The sequence below is a fragment of the Nonomuraea sp. NPDC051191 genome (genome assembly GCF_044455665.1).
Lineage (GTDB): Bacteria > Actinomycetota > Actinomycetes > Streptosporangiales > Streptosporangiaceae > Nonomuraea.
The window spans coordinates 172,825-188,913 of record NZ_JBITEZ010000012.1 but is presented as its reverse complement, the minus strand read 5'-3'; the positions used below and the strand labels follow the sequence as shown (position 1 = coordinate 188,913).

Genomic DNA, 16,089 nt, shown 5'->3' with positions numbered 1-16,089 from the left:
ATCCGTTGAGGATCTGTCCGGTGCGGTCAGATCATCAGGCCGCCGGAGACGCGCAGGCTCTGGCCCGTGATCCAGCGCGAGTCGGGCCCGGCCAGGAAGGCGACGACGTCGGCGATGTCCTCGGGGCGGCCCAGCCGCCGCAGTGGCGTCATGGTCACGACGTGGTCGACGGCCTGCTGCAGGTTCTCCCCGGCGGCCGCGCGCATCATGTCCGTCTCGGTGGCGCCCGGGATCACGTTGTTGACCGTGATGCCCCTCGGCCCGAGCTCGCGGGCGGCGACCACGGTGATCGACTCCAGCGCGGCCTTGCTGGCGAAGTACAGGGCCAGCCCCGGCGCCTCACCGGCGGAGGTGATGTTGACGATCCGGCCGCCCTCGCCGAGCCGCTCGGCAGCGGCCTGCATGACGAAGAACGGCCCCTTGGTGTTGACGGCCATCACGTCGTCGAAGTCGCTCTCAGTGGCGTCGCAGATCATGCCCATCGGGTTGACCGCCGCGTTGTTGACCACCACGTGCAAACCGTCCAGGCATCGGTCGACCTCGCCGAACAGGTGCTTCACGTCCTCCAAGCGCCCCTGGTCGGCCCGGACCGCGATCGCCCGGCCGCCGAAGGCCGCCACCTCGGCCACCACGTCCTCGGCCGCGGCCTGGTCGCGGTTGAAGGTGAACAACACGGTCGCGCCCTCGCGGGCCAGCCTCGTCACGATCGCTCGCCCGATTCCGCGCGACCCGCCGGTCACCAGTGCGCTCTTCTTCTCCAGCGTTCCCATGTCGGCTCCCCGCCGTTGGCCGCCCCCTGGTGGGGCGCTTCGCAGTGGAGTCGTGGCGACCGTCCCGGTCTCTACATCCGTGCCGGAGAAAATCCGTCCGTGCCGGAGAAAATCCGGAAGTGGAGCAGCCTGTCGGGGTGACTATCGTTGCGGGAACCGGCCCGTCCGCCGTTACCGTCTGCGCAGCGATCGGTGACCTCATCACCGATCCCTGTCGAACGGAGTATCCGTGATGAACGTCGATGTGGTCGTCGTCGGAGCCGGGCCGACCGGGCTCATGCTTGCCGCGGAACTGGGCCTCGCCGGGGTGCGGGCCGTGGTCGTCGAACGGCTGGCGCGGCGCAGCGGGCAGTCCAAGGCGCTCGGCATCCAGCCGCGCTCCGCGGAGGCGCTCGAATTACGCGGGCTCCTGGAGCCCCTCATGGACCGGGCGATCCAGCGGGTGCCCGGCGGGCACTTCGCGGGGCTCCGCCTGGACTACACCGCCTGGGACACCCGGCACCCGTACTCGATCGGCATCCCCCAGGGGCGCGTGGAGGCGCTGCTGGAGGAACGGCTCGGCGAGCTGGGCGTTCAGGTCCTGCGCGGGCAGGAGGTGACCGGGCTGTCCCAGGACGCCGACGGGGTCGAGGCGACCCTGCTCGGGCCCGCGGGCGAGTCACGGCTCACGGCCCGCTTCCTGGTGGGCTGCGACGGCGGCCGCAGCACCGTCCGCGAGCTGCTGGGCATCGGCTTTCCCGGCCTGGACGGCAGACTGCTCTCGGTGGTCGCCGACATCACGATCTCCGACCCGGACGGCGCCGTGCCGGAGACCTGGACGCTGCCCGTCATGACGCCCGACAAGACCGGCAAGGGTTACATCGCTCCCATCGGCGACGGCGTCCACCGGTTCCTGTTCTACGGGGCCGAGCAGCAGCGGTTGTCCCGCGACACCCCGATCAGCGAGGACGAGGTGCAGCGGGCCCTGCACAACGAGTTCGGCCCCGGCGTCCGGCTCACGGGCGTGCGATGGGCCTCCCGGTTCACCGACGCCTCGCGGCAGGTCGAGCGGTACCGTCACGGGCGGGTCCTGCTGGCCGGGGACGCCGCGCACATCCACTCGCCCATGGGCGGTCAGGGGCTCAACCTCGGTCTGCAGGACGCGTTCAACCTGGGCTGGAAGCTGGCCGGGGAGATCGCCGGGTGGGCGCCCGAGGGACTGCTCGACACCTACCACTCCGAACGGCACCCGGTCGGCGCGCGCGTCCTCGCCAACACCCGCGCCCAGGCCGTGCTGATCGTGCACGATGAGGAGAACCTGGCCCTGCGGGACATCGTCGAGCAGCTCGTCCGGGTGCCCGAGGCCAACCGGATCGTCGCCGGGATGATCTCGGGGCTGGACGTCCGCCACGACCTGCCCGGCCGCCGCCACGACCTGCTGGGACGCCAGGTCCCCGACCTCGACGTGGTGACGGCGGCCGGGCCCGGTCGCGTGGCGGAGCTGCTGCGCGACGGCCGGGGCCTGCTGCTGACGACCGCCGACGAGGCCGCGTTCGCCGAGGCCGCCGGGCCGTGGTCGGCCAGGGTCGGCCGGGCGCACGTGAAGGCCGAGCTCGGCGCGGACGGCGTGCTGGTGCGGCCCGACGGCTACGTCTGCTGGGCCGGTTCCATCGCCGACGCCTCCGGCCTCGCCGACGCCCTGACGCGGTGGGCGGGCGCCCCAAGCAGGTGAACCTGATCCGTCCGGGTGGAAGGCACTCACCGGTTGCGGGCTGCGACGACGACCACCGGCACGACGACCAGCGCCAGAACGCCGCCGCCGACGGCGAGGAGAGGGTAGCCGGCCACGGCGACCACCAGGCCCGAGACCAGGCCGCCGACGGCGCCGGACACGGAGATGGAGACGTCGACGAGGCCCTGCGTCCTGGCACGGGTGGCCGGTGGGACGGCGTCGGTGATGATCGCGGTGCCGGCGACGAGACCGAGGTTCCAGCCGAGCCCCAGCAGCGCGAGCGCCACCGCGTACACGGCGACGGAGTCGTCGGGCGCGCCGGCCGCGACCAGTCCGGCGGCCAGGAGAACCAGGCCGGAGGCGGTGGCGACCGTGAGGCGGCCGTAGCGGTCGACCAACCAGCCGGTCAGGGGCGAGGGCAGGTACATCGCGCCGATGTGGACGGCGATGACGAGGCCTGCGGCGGCCGCCCCGGACCCGCTGTCGTGCATGTGGACGGGGGTCATCGTCATGATCGCGACCATGACGAGCTGGGTGATCATCATGACCAGTGCGCCGACCAGCACGCCGGGCCCGCGCCGCGCGACGGCCGGAGGCATCCGGCCGACGGCGTCCGGTGTGGCGGCGGGACCGTCCTCCAGGGCGCGGGCCAGCAGCAGTGGATCGGGACGCAGCCAGACGGCCAGGACCAGGGCGGCCAGCGCGTAGGCCGCGCCCGCGAGCAGGAACGGCCCGGCCAGGTAGGGGATGCCGAAGGCGCGGGCGAGGCCGCCGGTCGGGGCGGCGAGGTTGGGCCCGACCACGCCGCCCAGGGTGGTGGCCACCAGCACGACGGACACCGCGCCCGCCCGGCGTTCGGGGGCGGCCAGATCGGCTCCGGCGTAGCGGGCCTGGAGGTTGGTGGCGGTGCCGGCGCCGTACAGGAACAGGGCGAGGAACAGCAGGACGGGGCTACCGGTGACGGCGGCGGCGACGACGCCGAAGCTGCCGACGGCGCCGGCCAGATACCCGAGGGCGAGGCCGGGCCGGCGCCCGCGGGCCTGGGAGACGCGCCCGACGGCGACGGCGGCCAGGGCGGAGCCGGCGGTGCCCACGGCACTGGGCAGGCCGGCGAGGCCGGTGGAGCTGAGCAGGTCCTGCGCGAGCAGGGCGCCGACGGTCACGCCGGCCGCCAGCCCGACGCCGCTGAGGACTTGGGCGATGACCAGAACGGTCAGGGAGCGGCGCTGTGCCTGAAGGCGCGGGACGTCGTGTATCCGGACAGGCACATTGGTCGTCACGAGAGTTCTTTCGGAAGGGGAGATGTCGCCGAGGGCTTCGGTGGGCGGGCGCGGATTGTCGTGCAGGCCGGGCCGGAGGGAGGCCGGCCCGGCCGGTCATGTGGTCAACCTCGGACGCCCAGGTCAAGGCGGTCGAGCAGGCCGGCGGCAGTGAAGGCGGCGACCAGTTCGTCGCGGCCCTCGGTGAAGTGGGCCCAGCTGTCGTAGTGGACGGGAACCACCCGGCGGGCGCCGAGAATCCCGGTAGCCTCGACGGCCTGCGCGCTGTCGAGGACGATCAGCTCGCCGCCGAACAGCACGGGGATCCGGGGGCCTCCGGCGAACAGGACGGCGGTGTCCACCGGGCCGAAGCGGTCGGCGATCTGCTTGACCACGTCGAGCGAGGCGTTGTCGCCGCTGACATAGATCGTGGGCAGATCCTCCCCGGTCAGGACGAATCCGACGACCTGGCCGGTGAGCGGTTCGACCTCCTCGCGCGGGCCGGGGCCGTGAATGGCGGGAACGGCCGTGACGGTGATCGTGCCGCCGTCGCGGCGGTCCAGCTCGACCGGCTCCCAGTCGGCCAGCCCCTTGGCGCCGTCCCCCAGACGCCGGCCGCCGCCGGGCGTGGTGAGCGTGAGCGGGACGTCGGCGAGCAGCGCGCGGCCGGAGTCGTCCAGGTTGTCGGGGTGCTCGTCATGGGAGAGCAGGACCACGTCGATCCGGCCGAGGTCGGCGGGGACGGCGGCGGCGGGAGCCGTCTTGGTCAGCCGTCCGCCCGGCACGTGATAGTCGCCGGGGGCGTCGAAGGTCGGGTCGGTCAGGAATCGCAGGCCACCGTACTCGAAGAGGGCGGTCGGACCGCCGAAGACGCGTACGGGGAGCTGCTCGGTGGTCGCACTGGAACTGGCCATTCAGACACCTCACGGATGAGAAGCGGTTTATCCGTGATGAAGGTAACGGTGTCTCACGGACGAGCGCAACCCGTACCATGAGACATATGAGCGAGACCCCGACCGCCGAGTCCGTGCTGCCGCCCGCGCCGGGGGCGGCGGACCACCTCGCCCTCGACTTCGTCAACAGCGCCATCGCGCTGCCGGGAGGGCAGTTCGTCGATCTCCTCGGCACCCCCGCGGCGACCAATCGCTGGCTCACCGAACGCGGCCTCGCGCCGGCCGACGCCGGGGTGCGGGAGATGTGCGCGGCTCAGCTGCGCTCGCTGCGCGAGCACGTCAGGGTGTTGTTCGCCGCCCAGGTCGACGGACTGCCCGCCCTGCCCGCGGCCTTGTCCGCCGTCAACGACGCGCTGAGCAAGGCCCCCACGGCCGCCCTGCTGTACTGGGACGAGAGGAACGGCCCCTACCGCGCGGCGCCGTGCCCCACCAACGAGATCCTCGACCGCGCTCTCGCGACCATCGCCGCCAACACCGCCGACCTGCTCACCGGCCCCGACGCCGAACGCCTCACCAGCTGCGGCTCTCCTCCCTGCAACCGCTACCTGCTGCGTCACGGCCGCCGCCACTGGTGCTCCACCAGATGCGGTGACCGCGCGCGCGCCGCCCGCGCCTACGCCCGCCGCACCCAGCCGAACCCCGGCTGACGCCGCCGGGGTGTTTCGGCCGGGGCGAGACCCGGGTGCGGGCCCTGCGCGGCATCGACCTCGACCTGCCACGCGGCGGGTTCACGGCGATCATGGGACCGAGCGGGTCGGGCAAGTCCACGCTGATGCACTGCCTGGCCGGCCTCGACCAGGCGACCGGCTGGCCACCGCCCCGCGGAGCTGTCCGGCGGCCAGCAGCAGCGGATCGCAATCACCCGGGCCCTGATCACCCAGCCCGACCTGCTGTTCGCCGACGAGCCCACCGGAAACCTGGACAGCGCCACGTCGGCGGAGGTGCTGGACCACCTGCGCCGCTCGGCGCGCGAGCTCGGCCAGACCGTGGTGATGGTCACCCACGAGCGGGACGCGGCGGCCTACGCCGACCACGTGATCACCCCGCAGGACGGGCGGATCGCCTGATGCGTACCGTGTTCCTTGCCTCGCTGCGCAACCATGTCCGCAGGTACGCCGCGGCGGCGATCGCGATCAGCGCCGGCGTCGCCTTCGTCGTCATGGTCGGCGTGCTCACGTCCGGGGCCCGGAGCGAGCTGATGAACGGCTTCGGGGCGCCGTACCGCGGGGCCGACCAGGTGATCTCCGGGCTGGGCACTCAGGCCGCGATCGCGCCGCCGAGCGGCACGGCGAGAACGCGTCCGCGATCGGCCGGGTCATGCTGCTGATGCGCGCGGGCGGCCGTCCGTACCCGGAGACCGCCGTGGGGCCGGTCGCCCCCTCGGCGCTGTTGCGCTGGCAGCAGCTCGGCTCGGGCCGCTTCCCGGCGGCCACGGGCGAGGCGGTCGTGGCCGTGTGGCTGGCCCGGGCCAGGCAGGTCGCGGTCGGCGACCGGGTCCGGATCGGCGAGGGCGCCACGGCGGCCGACCTGGAGGTGGTCGGCCTCGGCCTGGGCCACGGGCTGATCGCCCTGATCAACAGCCTCGCGCCCACCGCCCCGATGGGCGCCGCCGCGCTGTCCCTGCCCTGGTTGCCGGCGGGGTTCGCCGTCGGCCTGATGGTCACCATGGTGGCGTCCTGGTTGCCGGGTGGTCCGGGTGAGCCCGCTGGCGGCGCTGCGCCCGGACGCGCCCGTCGACGCGCACACGGCCGCGGGCCGGCTGCGGCTGACGCTCGCCGGGCTCCTGCTGGTCGTCGGGCCGGGTGCGGCTGACGCTCGCCGGGCTCCTGCTGGTCGTCGGGCCGGGTGCGGCTGACGCTCGCCGGGCTCCTGCTGGTCGTCGGGCCGGCCCTGCTCGGCGCGGCGATGGTCCAGGACAGCATGCCGATCATGGTGGCGGGCGGGGGCTCGGTGTTCACCGGCGTGCTCCTTCTCGGTCCGGTGCTCGTTCCCCGCCTGATCCGGATCACCGGCGCGCTGCTCGGCCCCGCCGGGCGGCCGGCGACCAGGAACGCCGTGCGCCATCCGCGCCGGACCGCCGCCACCACCGCCTCCCTGCTGGTCGGCGTCACCGTGACGTCCGCCGTGCTCACCGGGATGGCCACGGCGAGCACGGCGCTGGAGGCGGAACGCGACAGACAGCACCCCGTCGACGCCTCCCTGACCTCCGCCGGGGGAACGATCGCCGCCGACCTCCTCGACCGCGTACGGCACACCGCCGGTGTCGAACGGGCCATCCCCGTGGACGGCGTCCCGGCACGGCAGGCCGCGCGGGTGACCCCGGCCGCGGGGCTGTCCCTCGACTGAGGGACTCACCTGCCCGGCCCGCCGGGGGCGGATCGATCACGTCAGGCGACGGCGGTCCCCTCAAGCTCGACCATCAGGGTCGGGATCGCCAGGCGGGTCACCCCGAGCATCGTGGTGGCCGGCGCCACCTGGGCCCCGCCCAGCCGCGCGGCCAGCACGCCGTAGTGCTGGAAGAGCAGATCCACGTCGGTGGTGTAGACGTTGAGCCGGACGAGGTCCGCCAGGGACATGCCGGCCTCGCCGAGAACGGCTTCAAGGTTGTCGAGGCTCAGTGCCAGCTGCGCCGCCATGTCACCGTCATGCAGGGGCTTGCCGTCATCGCCCGTCGCGGTCTGCCCGGAGCAGTGCAGGGTCCGGGTGTGCCCGGTGACGAGCTCTCCCTGGTTGAACCCCATCTCCACCGACCACGTCACCGGGTTGATCGCCGTTCGTTCCATTGCCACATCAGCTCCATTCGATGTCACGATTTCTGACGTCATGGTGATCAGCCTCCCAACGAATCACGACATCCTGTGTCGTGTATTTCGGTAGAGTTTTCGAATGCGTGCCGATCGGCTGGTCTCGCTGGTGTTGCTGCTGCGGCAGCACGGCCGTCTGTCCGCGGCCACGCTCTCCCGCGAGCTGGAGGTGTCCACCCGCACCGTGCTGCGCGACATCGAGGCGCTGTCGGCGGCGGGCGTCCCGGTCTACGCCGAGCGCGGCCGGCACGGCGGCTTCGCGTTGTTGCCCGGCTTCCGGACCGAGCTCACCGGGCTGAACCCCGACGAGGCCCTCGCCCTGCTGGTCGCCGGATCGCGGCGCGGCGCGCAGGCGTTCGGCCTCGGCTCGGCGCTCGCGTCGGCGATGCTCAAGGTGGTCGACGCGCTGCCCGAGAGCTACCGGGACACCGCGGCCGGCGCTGCCGAGCGGCTGCTCATCGATCCGGAGACCGACCTGCTGTCACGCCGCCTGTCCGCCGAGGAGGTGCCCGACGCCATCGCGGCCGAGGTCCTGCGCGCGGTGTTCGCCGGACGCCGGCTGCGGATCCACTACGCGGCCGCCGACCAGGCCCCGGAGTGGCGCACGGTCGACCCGATCGGCCTGGTCACCATCCGCGACCGGGGCTACCTGCTGGCCACGAGGTCCGGCGCGGACCGCACCTACCGCCTGTCGCGGATCGCGGCCGCCGAGGAGCTGCCCGAACCTGCGCAGCGGTCGGACCGGGTCGACCTGGACCGGGCCTGGCAGGACCGCAGCACCCGGTTCCGCACCGGCGGCGACCAGGTCGCCGTGCTGGTACGGATGAACCCGGCGCGGCGGGAGGAACTGCTGGGCACCGCGCTGGCCGTCCTCGCCGAGGAGACCGACGCGGACGGCCGGCTGCGGCTGGAGGTGACCTTCCAGGACCGAAGACACGCCGTCTGGGCGCTGTGGCAGCTCGGCATGGACGCCGAGGCCCTGGCCCCGCAGTGGTTGCGCACCTCCCTGCGCGACCGCGCCGCCGCGCTCACCGCCCGCTACGAACCCCCGTCCTGAGAACCGGCCGCCGTCACCCGGCCAGGGCCGTGCGGAGGAACTCGAAGATCTCCGTCCGGGCGTCTCCGGCCTGCGGTTCGATCCCCGGCAGGGTGAGGAACGCGTGCCGCGCCCCCTGGTATTCGGTGACCTGCACGGACGCGCCCGCCGACCACAGCCGCTCGGCGTAGCGGCGGCCGTGGTCGGCGACCGCGTCCTGGGTCGGCACCACGAGCAGCGCGGGGGCGAGCCCGCTCAGGTCCTCCGCGTACAACGGCGAGAACGCGCGGGCGTCGGTCCCCGGCGGGACGGCGAGCCGCCGCAGGAACCGCAGCAGCGGCAGGGCGCGGCTCGGGCTGTGGGCGTACTCGGCCACGGACGGGTGGTCGCACATCGTCTCGGTAACCTCGACCACGGGGTTGACCAGCACCTGCGCCTTGAGCCGCAGCCCGGCCTCCCGGGCCCGCAGGGCCGTCAGAGCGCTGATCAGCGCGCCGAAGCTCTCACCGAAGACGGCCGTGCGCGCCGGATCGACGCCCCACTGCTCGGCGTGCTCGATGACGTGCCGGAGTACGTCCCAGCCGTCGTCGGCGGCGTTCGCGATCGGGCTGTCCGGGGCGACGAGGCGGTGCTCGACCGAGACGACGACCGCGGGCAGCTGGGCGGCTAGGTGGCTGTTGGTCCAGTCGCACTGCGCGGCCGTGCCCACGAATCCGCCTCCGTGCACGTGGATCACGAGCGGCAGGGCGGCGGCCTCGCCGTCGTCGTGCGACACCGGCCGGTACACCCGGACCGGCAGGTCGCGGCCCGGCAGCGCGAGGTGCTGCCACTCGATCGCGGCCCCGGGGTCGGGCTCCCCGAGGATCGCCCGCGCCGCGCCGGACGCCCGCCAGCGATTCTCCTCGGTGCGGTAGGTGATCAGCTCTTCGGTCGTCAGCGCCGGGAAGTCCGGCTCCGGCGGCCGTCGCACAGTGGTGGTCTCGCTCATGTCCCCGTCTCTCCTTCTCCGAGCCGGTCTCTCGCCGGCGGGCTCCCCATTATGCACGCACTGCGTGCAACAGCAAGTGCACAGGCTGGTGCTAGTCTGGACGCGGACGAGAGGGGCACGATGACAGGCCGAAGGCGTTGGACGACGGACGAGATCCTGGGCACGGCGGCGGAACTGCTGCGTACGAGCGATGCCGAGTCGTTCAGCGTGCGCAAGCTCGCCGCGGCGCTCGGCACCGACTCCTCCAGCCTCTACCGGCACTTCCGCAACAAGACCGAGCTGCTGCGCGCGGTCGCCGACCGCACCCTCGAAGCCGCGATGGACGGTTACCGCCCCCCGGACGGCTGGAAAGAGCGCCTCACCGCCACGGCGCTGCGCCTGCGGGAGGCGTTCGGGCAGCACCCCCAGGTCGCCGCGATCTGGGGGCGCTACGGGTCCGGCGGCCCCGGTTCCCGGCTGGTCATGGAGGAGGTGCTACAGGCCCTGCGGGCCTCGGGCCTGCCCGATGAGGAGATCCCGGCCCGCTACCACCGGGTCGTGATCCTCGTCACCGCGCTGATCGCCTCCGAGGCCGGCGTCGGCGCCCTCCTTCCCGAGGAGTACGAACAGGGCATGGAGCAGTTCCGGGTCGCGGTCCTCGGCGCCGACCCCGACCGCTTCCCGGCGCTGTCCCACTTCGCCCGCGAGATCCGTCCCCTCGGGGTCGACCGTCGCGCCGCGTTCGACGAGATCATCGCCGCCCACCTCGCCCAGATCGAGATCACGATCCCCTGACGCGCCCTCGCGGGCTAGTGAGGCCGCACGGTCGAACGGCCCCCAGTCGCGCTGAGGGCCGTTCGCCGCGTTCCGGGAGCGGGGGATCAGATCCCGAACGCCGTCGCGTAGCGGATGACGCCGTTCGGGACCGGCCGTTCAGGGTCGAGGGCGAGCGCCATCATGTACTTGTCCTCGACGTCGAAGGACGGGCGGATGCCGTACCCGGAGGCCCGGGTGAAGCCGAAGCGCGGGTAGTACTCGGCGTGGCCGAGCACGACCACCAGGTTCTCGCCCTGCTCGCGGGCCGCGTGCAGGGCGGCGCGGATGGCCGCGGAACCGGCGCCCCGCCGCTGGTGCTCGGGCTTGACGGCGCACGGGCCCAAGGCGAGGGCGGGTGAGTCGCCGACGTGGCAGCGGGTGAGCAGCGCGTATCCGGCGAGCTCACCGCTAAGGGACTCGGCCAGCCAGGACAGGCCGGGCAGCCACGCCTCCGGGTCGGCCCGCAGCGCCTCGACGAGGTCGGACTCGTACGGGGTGGGGAAGGCGGCGAGATTGACGTCGCGGATGGCGGCGACGTCGCCGGAGCTCTCGGAACGGGTGGTCCAGGAAAAGGTCATGGTCGGGATCGTCTCCTCGTCCTTCTGCGGATGCGGGACATGGCCGAAGTGCTGGTGAAGGGTGAATCGTCGCGGAGCCTCGGAACCCGAAGGTGGCGCGCGGGTGAGACGCGGAATCACCCCGCCCGGCGAGCCGGATGGCTCAAGGCCGGGGGAAGAAGTGGGTCAGCCCGAGGCCCGGGACGTGAGGTCGGCGCGGGCGCTGCCCATGGCAGCGGTCTTCACCGCGGTCATCGAACCTCACCTCCCTTCCAGCACTGATCCGACACCGGACGAACGGCAGCCTAGCACCCCGCCCGGAGGAGGACCCGCCCCGCGCGGTCGAGGACGGGCGGGGTGGTGCTGGCTGTAGTGCGGAGACACCCACGCGTGGGATCGATCGTGTGCCGGTCGCGCCGACATGCTGAAGGACATCGCAACCACGTCATCAAGGGAGTTTCCGGATGTCTCAGCATCCTGCCGTCACCTTCCGCAGCGCCGCGGTGGTGCTGGCCCTCGCGCTGGGGGCCGCGACCCCGGCCGCCGCCGACGCCGCTCCGCGCAGCCGTCCGGGCGACGCCGTACGGTCGGCGTTGGACGAGCTGGCCGGCGGCGGCGAGTTCGCGGGCGCGCTGGCCGCGGTGAGAGAACCCGGCGGACGCGGCCGGGACTACACCGCCGGGGTCGGCGACCTGGCCACCCGGGCGAAGGTCCCGGTCAACGGCCAGGTACGCATCGCCAGCACCACCAAGACCTTCACCGCCGCGGTCGTCCTGCAATTGGCCGGCGAGGGCAAGGTCGAGCTGGACGCGCCGGTCGAGAGGTACCTGCCGCGGCTGGTGCGCGGCAACGGGCACGACGGCCGCCTGATCACGGTCCGGCAGCTGCTCCAGCACACCTCGGGCCTGCCGGACCACAGCAAGGCCATCCCGGGGACGTTCTTCGACAACCGGCACCGCTACTTCGAGCCGAGGGAACTGGTCGACCTGGCGCTGACGCAGCAGCCGCTGTTCCCGCCCGGCAAGGGCTGGAGCTACAGCAACACCGGGTACGTCCTGCTCGGCCTGCTGGTGCAGAAGGTCACGGGCCGGCCGATCGGCGCGGAGATCACCGACCGGATCATCACGCCGCTGGGGCTCGGCGACACCTACTGGCCCAACCCCGGCGAGCAGCGGATCCGGGGCGCCCACCCCAGGGCCTACAAGTCCAGGACCGGTGAGCCGGGCGGCGAGCCGGTGGACGTGTCGGAGATGGACCCGTCGCGGGGATGGGCGGCCGGGCAGCTGGTCAGCACGCCACGGGACGTCAACCGGTTCCTGGGCGCGCTGCTCGGCGGCCGGCTCCTCAAGCCGGCCATGCTGGAGCAGATGAAGCGGACCGTCCCGGTGCCCGGGGCCCCGCGCGGGTGGGGGTACGGGCTCGGCCTGACGAAGATCTCGCTGAGCTGCGGCGGCCTCGCCTGGGGGCACAGCGGTGACGTCGGCGGATACTCGACCCGCGGCGGCGTCACCGAGGGCGGTCGCTCGGCCACCGTCACCGCGACCGAGAAGTCGCTCACGGCGGAGGGCGACAAGCGGCTCGACCGCTTCCTCGACACCGCCCTCTGCGCCGGGCAACGGCCGGCCGCGGGTCAGGCCCTGAGGTAGGCGAGCACGGCCAGCACCCTGCGGTGGCCGCTGTCGGAGGGCTGCAGGCCGAGCTTGGCGAAGATGTTCCTGATGTGCTTGTTGACCGCGCCCTCGCTGATCACCAGCCGGACGCCGATGTCGGTGTTGGACAACCCCTCGGCCATGAGCGCGAGCACCTCCCGCTCCCGGGCGGTCAACGCGTGGAGCGGGTCACCGGCCCGGCGGCGCACCAGGAGCTGGGCGATCACCTCCGGGTCGATCGCGGTTCCGCCGTCGGCCACCCGGTGCAACGCGTCCAGGAAGGACTGCACCTTGCCGACGCGCTCCTTCAACAGGTAGCCGACGCCCACGCCGCCCTCGCTGAGCAGGGCGGACGCGTAGGTGTCCTCCACGTAGGAGGACAGCACCAGGACGGGCAACCCGGGCCGCGTCCGCCTGGCCTCGATCGCCGCGCGCAGGCCCTCGTCGCGGAAGTCCGGCGGCAGCCGTACGTCCACGATGAGCGCGTCGGGCGTCTCGGCCGAGACGGCGGCGAGCAGGTCGGCGGCGTTGTCGACGGCGTCGAGCACCTCGATGCCCTCGGCGGCCAGCAGCAGCGCCAGCCCCTCGCGCAGCAGCGCGTCGTCCTCGGCGATCACAACCCGCATGGCAACTCCACTGTCAACACGGTCGGCCCGCCGGGCGGGCTGGTCAGGGTGCTCCGGCCGCCGAAGGCGGCGGCCCGGTGGTCGATTCCGGTCAGGCCGCTTCCGGCGCCGCTCCTGGCGCCGCCCACCCCGTCGTCCTCGATCTCGACGGTCAGCAGGCCGCCGTCCAGGTGTACGCGTAGCGCCGCCTTGCCGGCACGGCTGTGCCTGGCGACGTTGGTGAGCGCTTCGGCGGCGGTGAAGTACGCGGCCGCCTCGACGGCCGCCGGCAGGCGGGGGAAGCCGGCGACCTCGACGACGCAGGGGACCGGGCTGCGCGCGGCCAGCGCGGCGAGCGCGCCGTCGAGCCCGTGCTCGGTGAGGACGGGCGGGTGGATGGCCCGGATGGCGTCACGCAGGTTGACCAGCGCGTCGGAGGCCGCGTCCTGGGCCCGTACGGCCAGCTGCCGGGTGCTCTCGGGGGCGGCGCCCAGGGCACGTTCGAGCATGCCGAGGTGCATGACGACGGCGACCAGGCGGTTCTGCGTGCCGTCGTGGAGGGTGCGCTCGATGCGCCTGAGCTCCTGCGCGTGGGCTTCGAGCGCCGAGGCCCTGGCCGCGGTCAGCATCGCCACCTGCTGCGCCAGCCGTACCCGGCCGACGGGTTCGAGCAGGCGGCGGCTGAGTCGTTCGGACAGGACGGCGGCGTTCGGCAGGACCAGGCGGGCCACGCCCACGTACGCCGCGGCGACGAACGGGCCCGTCAGGGCCGTCGGCCAGGAGTCGACGGCGTAGCCGAGCACCGACGGCGGGCTGCCCGGCGGGAGCCACCACAGCGGCAGGGTGGCCGCGTTGAGCGCCGCCAGCGGCAGGCCCAGCGCCAGGAAGCCGAGCACGCTGCCGGTGAGACCGTGCGCGAGAAGCCAGAGCACCTCCCGCGGCGTGGCGGGGTCGCCCACGGCCGCGCGCACGCGTACCGGCAGCGTCCCCTCAAGCGGCAGGTACGGCGGAACCCGGATCCCCAGACGGCGGCGCTGCCACCCGGCCAGCCGCCTGACCAGCCGCGTCACCGGCGGGATCAGGGGCAGGCCGACCCCGGCCAGGCTCAGCAGCGCGACGCAGCCGACCAGCCAGAACAGCGGCAGCGCGAGCAGCGCGGCGCCCGCCCCGGACATCAGGAAGAGCGCCGCGTCCCGCGTGGCCGTCAGGACCTTCATGGCCGACATTCTGCCTGGTGGTGCCCGCAGCGCCGCCCGTCGCCCGGCCCGGCCGTACGAGCAGCCGGTGGCCGATCAGCACCTCCCACACGGAGAACGGCGTGACGACCGCGGCCGCGCCCTGGTCAGAGGCGGGGGAGGCGCAGGCCGGCTGTCAGGACGGCGAACTCGCTGATGCGGAGAAGGCGGGCGATCAACACGTAAAGGCCGGCGCCGACGACGGTCGTGGCGGACACGACGGCGAGCGGACCCCCGAGCCCCGCCCCCACGGCCAGCCCGAGACCGGCGGCGACCACCGCGGCCACCGACATGCGCCCGTACGAGCTGAGCAGCCGGTGGCCGTCGATGCGGCCGATCCGGCGCCGCAACAGCTGGGCGACGATCACGAACCCCAAGGCGTAGGCGACGGCCGTGCAGCCGGCGAGGGCGACGACCATGTCCGTGCCCGGGAAGAGGCGCGCGGCGACCAGGCTCGTGACGAGCAGGGCGGCGGAGACGATCACGCTGACCAGTGCGGGCGTGCGCGTGTCACCGAGGGCGTAGTAGACGCGGAGCAGTATCTGGTAGCCCGCGAACGGAACCAGCGCCGGCCCGTACGCGGCCAGCACGACACCGGTGAGATGAGCGGCGCGGGAGAGGCGTTCCCGTGCGCGAACAGCAGCATGGCCAGCTGCGGCCCCAGCGCCACGAGCGCGGCGGCCACGGGAACCAGGATCACGCCGGTCACCCGCAGGCTGTGCGACAGGTCGGCGGTGATCTGGGCCAGGTTCCGTTCGCCGGCCGCCCGGCTCATGCGGGGCAGCAGGCCGGTGATCACGGTCACCGCGATGACCGCGTACGGCAGCTGGAACAAGGTGTACGCGTTGGAGAAGACACCCACCGCCCCCGGCCCGGCCTGCGACGCCAGCCGGTTGACGACGATCAGCACGATCTGCGCCGCGGTCACCGACGCGAGCGTCCAGCCGGCCATCGCCAGGATCCTGCGTACCGCGATGCCCCGCGGGTCGGCGCGCAGCCGTAGCGGGAGGCCCGCCCGGCGGGTGACGACCGCCAGGACGATCATCTGGGCGACGACCCCGGCGCTGGTGCCGATCGACAGCAGCAACATCTGCCCCTGGGGCAGCCTCTCCAGGTGGCCGGTTCCGCCGGCCAGCAGGAACGTCCCGGCGGTGGCGATGACCACCACGTTGTTGGCCACCGGGGCCCACATGGGGGTGGCGAACCGGCCTCGGACGTTCAGGATCGCGGTGAGTGTCGCGCCGAGGCCGTAGAAGAGTATCTGGGGCAGGAAGATCCGGGCGAAGTCGACGGCCAGCTCTCGCTGGGCGGAGCTGAACCCGGGGACGGTCAGGTCGACGATGAGCGGGGCCGCGCAGATCGTCACGACGACGACCGCCGACAGTCCGTAGAACACCAGGGACAGCAGCCGCTGGGTGAACAGGTCCGCGTCGACGTCGTCGTCGGCCGTCACCCGGACCAGCAGCGGGACCAGCACGCTCGCGGCCGCTCCGCCCATCACCAGCTCGTAGATGCTGTTGGGCAGGACGTTGGCGGCGGTGTAGGCGTCGAGCAGCCGCGTGCCCAGCCCGAGAGCGGCGACCAGTGCCAGCGTCCGGAGGAAGCCGGTGATCCTCGACACGAGGGTGGCGACCACCATCGTCCGGCCGGTCCGGGCGAAACTCGGCTGATCCATCATGAATCCTGCCTCTCCTCGCGGCGATCAACGCATTATGCCCGCCAGGAGG

General features: G+C 73.3%; 18 protein-coding genes and 1 pseudogene. 9 read left to right on the top strand and 10 right to left on the bottom strand.

The genetic code is table 11. The features are described from left to right. Positions 1-26: 26 nt before the first annotated feature. Positions 27-770: an SDR family oxidoreductase gene (locus tag ACIA8R_RS32825; protein ID WP_357709203.1), complete on the bottom strand. Its 744-nt coding sequence runs from the start codon at positions 768-770 to the stop codon at positions 27-29. A gap of 232 nt (positions 771-1,002) precedes the next feature. Between ACIA8R_RS32825 and ACIA8R_RS32820 the strand changes: the two genes are divergently transcribed. Continuing rightward, complete coding sequence (locus tag ACIA8R_RS32820) at positions 1,003-2,481, top strand: FAD-dependent monooxygenase (protein ID WP_397042026.1); 1,479 nt, start codon at positions 1,003-1,005, stop codon at positions 2,479-2,481. A 26-nt stretch (positions 2,482-2,507) separates the two neighbouring features. On the opposite strand, the gene ACIA8R_RS32815 is transcribed toward ACIA8R_RS32820, so the two are convergent. Together ACIA8R_RS32815 and ACIA8R_RS32810 are read right to left on the bottom strand one after the other, a co-directional pair. Beyond that, positions 2,508-3,761 (bottom strand): MFS transporter, encoded by a 1,254-nt coding sequence (locus ACIA8R_RS32815; protein ID WP_397041856.1) that lies wholly within the window; start codon positions 3,759-3,761, stop codon positions 2,508-2,510. 104 nt (positions 3,762-3,865) lie between these two features. Further along, entirely contained in the window at positions 3,866-4,654 is a 789-nt protein-coding gene (locus tag ACIA8R_RS32810) for an MBL fold metallo-hydrolase (RefSeq protein WP_357709209.1), read from the bottom strand. An 86-nt stretch (positions 4,655-4,740) separates the two neighbouring features. Here ACIA8R_RS32810 and ACIA8R_RS32805 point away from each other — a divergent pair, with 86 nt between their 5' ends. The 5 genes and pseudogenes from ACIA8R_RS32805 (at position 4,741) to ACIA8R_RS32785 (ending at position 7,039) form a co-directional block, all read left to right on the top strand. Next, the gene (locus tag ACIA8R_RS32805) at positions 4,741-5,340 is read left to right on the top strand and encodes a CGNR zinc finger domain-containing protein (protein WP_364091710.1); all 600 of its coding nucleotides are present in this window, start codon (positions 4,741-4,743) and stop codon (positions 5,338-5,340) included. Further along, positions 5,337-5,760, top strand: a pseudogene (locus ACIA8R_RS32800) (ABC transporter ATP-binding protein). The gene ACIA8R_RS32805 and the pseudogene ACIA8R_RS32800 overlap by 4 nt, the downstream one beginning before the upstream one ends. Further along, entirely contained in the window at positions 5,760-6,020 is a 261-nt protein-coding gene (locus ACIA8R_RS32795; protein WP_397041855.1) for a hypothetical protein, read from the top strand. Before ACIA8R_RS32800 ends, ACIA8R_RS32795 begins: the two are co-directional and overlap by 1 nt. Continuing rightward, complete coding sequence (locus ACIA8R_RS32790) at positions 6,011-6,505, top strand: hypothetical protein (RefSeq protein ID WP_397041854.1); 495 nt, start codon at positions 6,011-6,013, stop codon at positions 6,503-6,505. The genes ACIA8R_RS32795 and ACIA8R_RS32790 overlap by 10 nt, the downstream gene beginning before the upstream one ends. Positions 6,506-6,538: 33 nt before the next feature. Then, complete coding sequence (locus ACIA8R_RS32785; protein ID WP_397041853.1) at positions 6,539-7,039, top strand: hypothetical protein; 501 nt, start codon at positions 6,539-6,541, stop codon at positions 7,037-7,039. 41 nt (positions 7,040-7,080) lie between these two features. Here ACIA8R_RS32785 and ACIA8R_RS32780 read toward each other — a convergent pair whose 3' ends face one another. Continuing rightward, on the bottom strand, positions 7,081-7,476 hold the full coding sequence (locus tag ACIA8R_RS32780) for a RidA family protein (RefSeq protein WP_397042025.1): 396 nt from the start codon (positions 7,474-7,476) through the stop codon (positions 7,081-7,083). Positions 7,477-7,579: 103 nt separating this feature from the next. Between ACIA8R_RS32780 and ACIA8R_RS32775 the strand changes: the two genes are divergently transcribed. Continuing rightward, positions 7,580-8,554 (top strand): helix-turn-helix transcriptional regulator, encoded by a 975-nt coding sequence (locus ACIA8R_RS32775; RefSeq protein WP_397041852.1) that lies wholly within the window; start codon positions 7,580-7,582, stop codon positions 8,552-8,554. A gap of 13 nt (positions 8,555-8,567) precedes the next feature. On the opposite strand, the gene ACIA8R_RS32770 is transcribed toward ACIA8R_RS32775, so the two are convergent. Then, positions 8,568-9,521, bottom strand: a complete 954-nt coding sequence (locus ACIA8R_RS32770) for an alpha/beta hydrolase (RefSeq protein WP_397041851.1) — start codon at positions 9,519-9,521, stop codon at positions 8,568-8,570. Between the two features lie 120 nt (positions 9,522-9,641). On the opposite strand from ACIA8R_RS32770, the gene ACIA8R_RS32765 reads away from it, so the two are divergent. Further along, a complete protein-coding gene (locus ACIA8R_RS32765) occupies positions 9,642-10,295 on the top strand; it encodes a TetR/AcrR family transcriptional regulator (protein ID WP_397041850.1) in 654 nt (217 codons plus the stop codon). Between the two features lie 86 nt (positions 10,296-10,381). Here the strand turns inward: ACIA8R_RS32765 and ACIA8R_RS32760 are convergent, their stop codons facing one another. Further along, positions 10,382-10,894, bottom strand: a complete 513-nt coding sequence (locus ACIA8R_RS32760; RefSeq protein WP_397041849.1) for a GNAT family N-acetyltransferase — start codon at positions 10,892-10,894, stop codon at positions 10,382-10,384. Between the two features lie 443 nt (positions 10,895-11,337). On the opposite strand from ACIA8R_RS32760, the gene ACIA8R_RS32755 reads away from it, so the two are divergent. After that, entirely contained in the window at positions 11,338-12,519 is a 1,182-nt protein-coding gene (locus ACIA8R_RS32755) for a serine hydrolase domain-containing protein (protein WP_397041848.1), read from the top strand. Here ACIA8R_RS32755 and ACIA8R_RS32750 read toward each other — a convergent pair. The 4 genes from ACIA8R_RS32750 to murJ form a co-directional block, all read right to left on the bottom strand. Then, positions 12,504-13,148, bottom strand: a complete 645-nt coding sequence (locus ACIA8R_RS32750) for a LuxR C-terminal-related transcriptional regulator (RefSeq protein ID WP_397041847.1) — start codon at positions 13,146-13,148, stop codon at positions 12,504-12,506. The two genes, ACIA8R_RS32755 and ACIA8R_RS32750, sit on opposite strands and share 16 nt — an antisense overlap. Beyond that, positions 13,136-14,344: a sensor histidine kinase gene (locus ACIA8R_RS32745; protein ID WP_397041846.1), complete on the bottom strand. Its 1,209-nt coding sequence runs from the start codon at positions 14,342-14,344 to the stop codon at positions 13,136-13,138. Before ACIA8R_RS32745 ends, ACIA8R_RS32750 begins: the two co-directional genes overlap by 13 nt. 125 nt (positions 14,345-14,469) lie before the next feature. Next, complete coding sequence (locus ACIA8R_RS32740; RefSeq protein ID WP_397041845.1) at positions 14,470-14,952, bottom strand: lipid II flippase MurJ; 483 nt, start codon at positions 14,950-14,952, stop codon at positions 14,470-14,472. Beyond that, positions 14,844-16,040: a murein biosynthesis integral membrane protein MurJ gene (gene murJ, locus ACIA8R_RS32735; protein ID WP_397041844.1), complete on the bottom strand. Its 1,197-nt coding sequence runs from the start codon at positions 16,038-16,040 to the stop codon at positions 14,844-14,846. Before murJ ends, ACIA8R_RS32740 begins: the two co-directional genes overlap by 109 nt. Positions 16,041-16,089: the final 49 nt, after the last annotated feature.

Bases quoted from the DNA above. Each gene is read 5' to 3' on its own strand.
- ACIA8R_RS32825 (WP_357709203.1), bottom strand. From the start codon at position 770: ATGGGAACGCTGGAGAAGAAGAGCGCACTGGTGACCGGCGGGTCGCGC.
- ACIA8R_RS32820 (WP_397042026.1), top strand. From the start codon at position 1,003: ATGAACGTCGATGTGGTCGTCGTCGGAGCCGGGCCGACCGGGCTCATG.
- ACIA8R_RS32810 (WP_357709209.1), bottom strand. From the start codon at position 4,654: ATGGCCAGTTCCAGTGCGACCACCGAGCAGCTCCCCGTACGCGTCTTC.
- ACIA8R_RS32805 (WP_364091710.1), top strand. From the start codon at position 4,741: ATGAGCGAGACCCCGACCGCCGAGTCCGTGCTGCCGCCCGCGCCGGGG.
- ACIA8R_RS32795 (WP_397041855.1), top strand. From the start codon at position 5,760: ATGCGTACCGTGTTCCTTGCCTCGCTGCGCAACCATGTCCGCAGGTAC.
- ACIA8R_RS32790 (WP_397041854.1), top strand. From the start codon at position 6,011: ATGCTGCTGATGCGCGCGGGCGGCCGTCCGTACCCGGAGACCGCCGTG.
- ACIA8R_RS32780 (WP_397042025.1), bottom strand. From the start codon at position 7,476: ATGGAACGAACGGCGATCAACCCGGTGACGTGGTCGGTGGAGATGGGG.
- ACIA8R_RS32775 (WP_397041852.1), top strand. From the start codon at position 7,580: ATGCGTGCCGATCGGCTGGTCTCGCTGGTGTTGCTGCTGCGGCAGCAC.
- ACIA8R_RS32770 (WP_397041851.1), bottom strand. From the start codon at position 9,521: ATGAGCGAGACCACCACTGTGCGACGGCCGCCGGAGCCGGACTTCCCG.
- ACIA8R_RS32765 (WP_397041850.1), top strand. From the start codon at position 9,642: ATGACAGGCCGAAGGCGTTGGACGACGGACGAGATCCTGGGCACGGCG.
- ACIA8R_RS32760 (WP_397041849.1), bottom strand. From the start codon at position 10,894: ATGACCTTTTCCTGGACCACCCGTTCCGAGAGCTCCGGCGACGTCGCC.
- ACIA8R_RS32755 (WP_397041848.1), top strand. From the start codon at position 11,338: ATGTCTCAGCATCCTGCCGTCACCTTCCGCAGCGCCGCGGTGGTGCTG.
- ACIA8R_RS32750 (WP_397041847.1), bottom strand. From the start codon at position 13,148: ATGCGGGTTGTGATCGCCGAGGACGACGCGCTGCTGCGCGAGGGGCTG.
- ACIA8R_RS32745 (WP_397041846.1), bottom strand. From the start codon at position 14,344: ATGAAGGTCCTGACGGCCACGCGGGACGCGGCGCTCTTCCTGATGTCC.
- murJ (WP_397041844.1), bottom strand. From the start codon at position 16,040: ATGATGGATCAGCCGAGTTTCGCCCGGACCGGCCGGACGATGGTGGTC.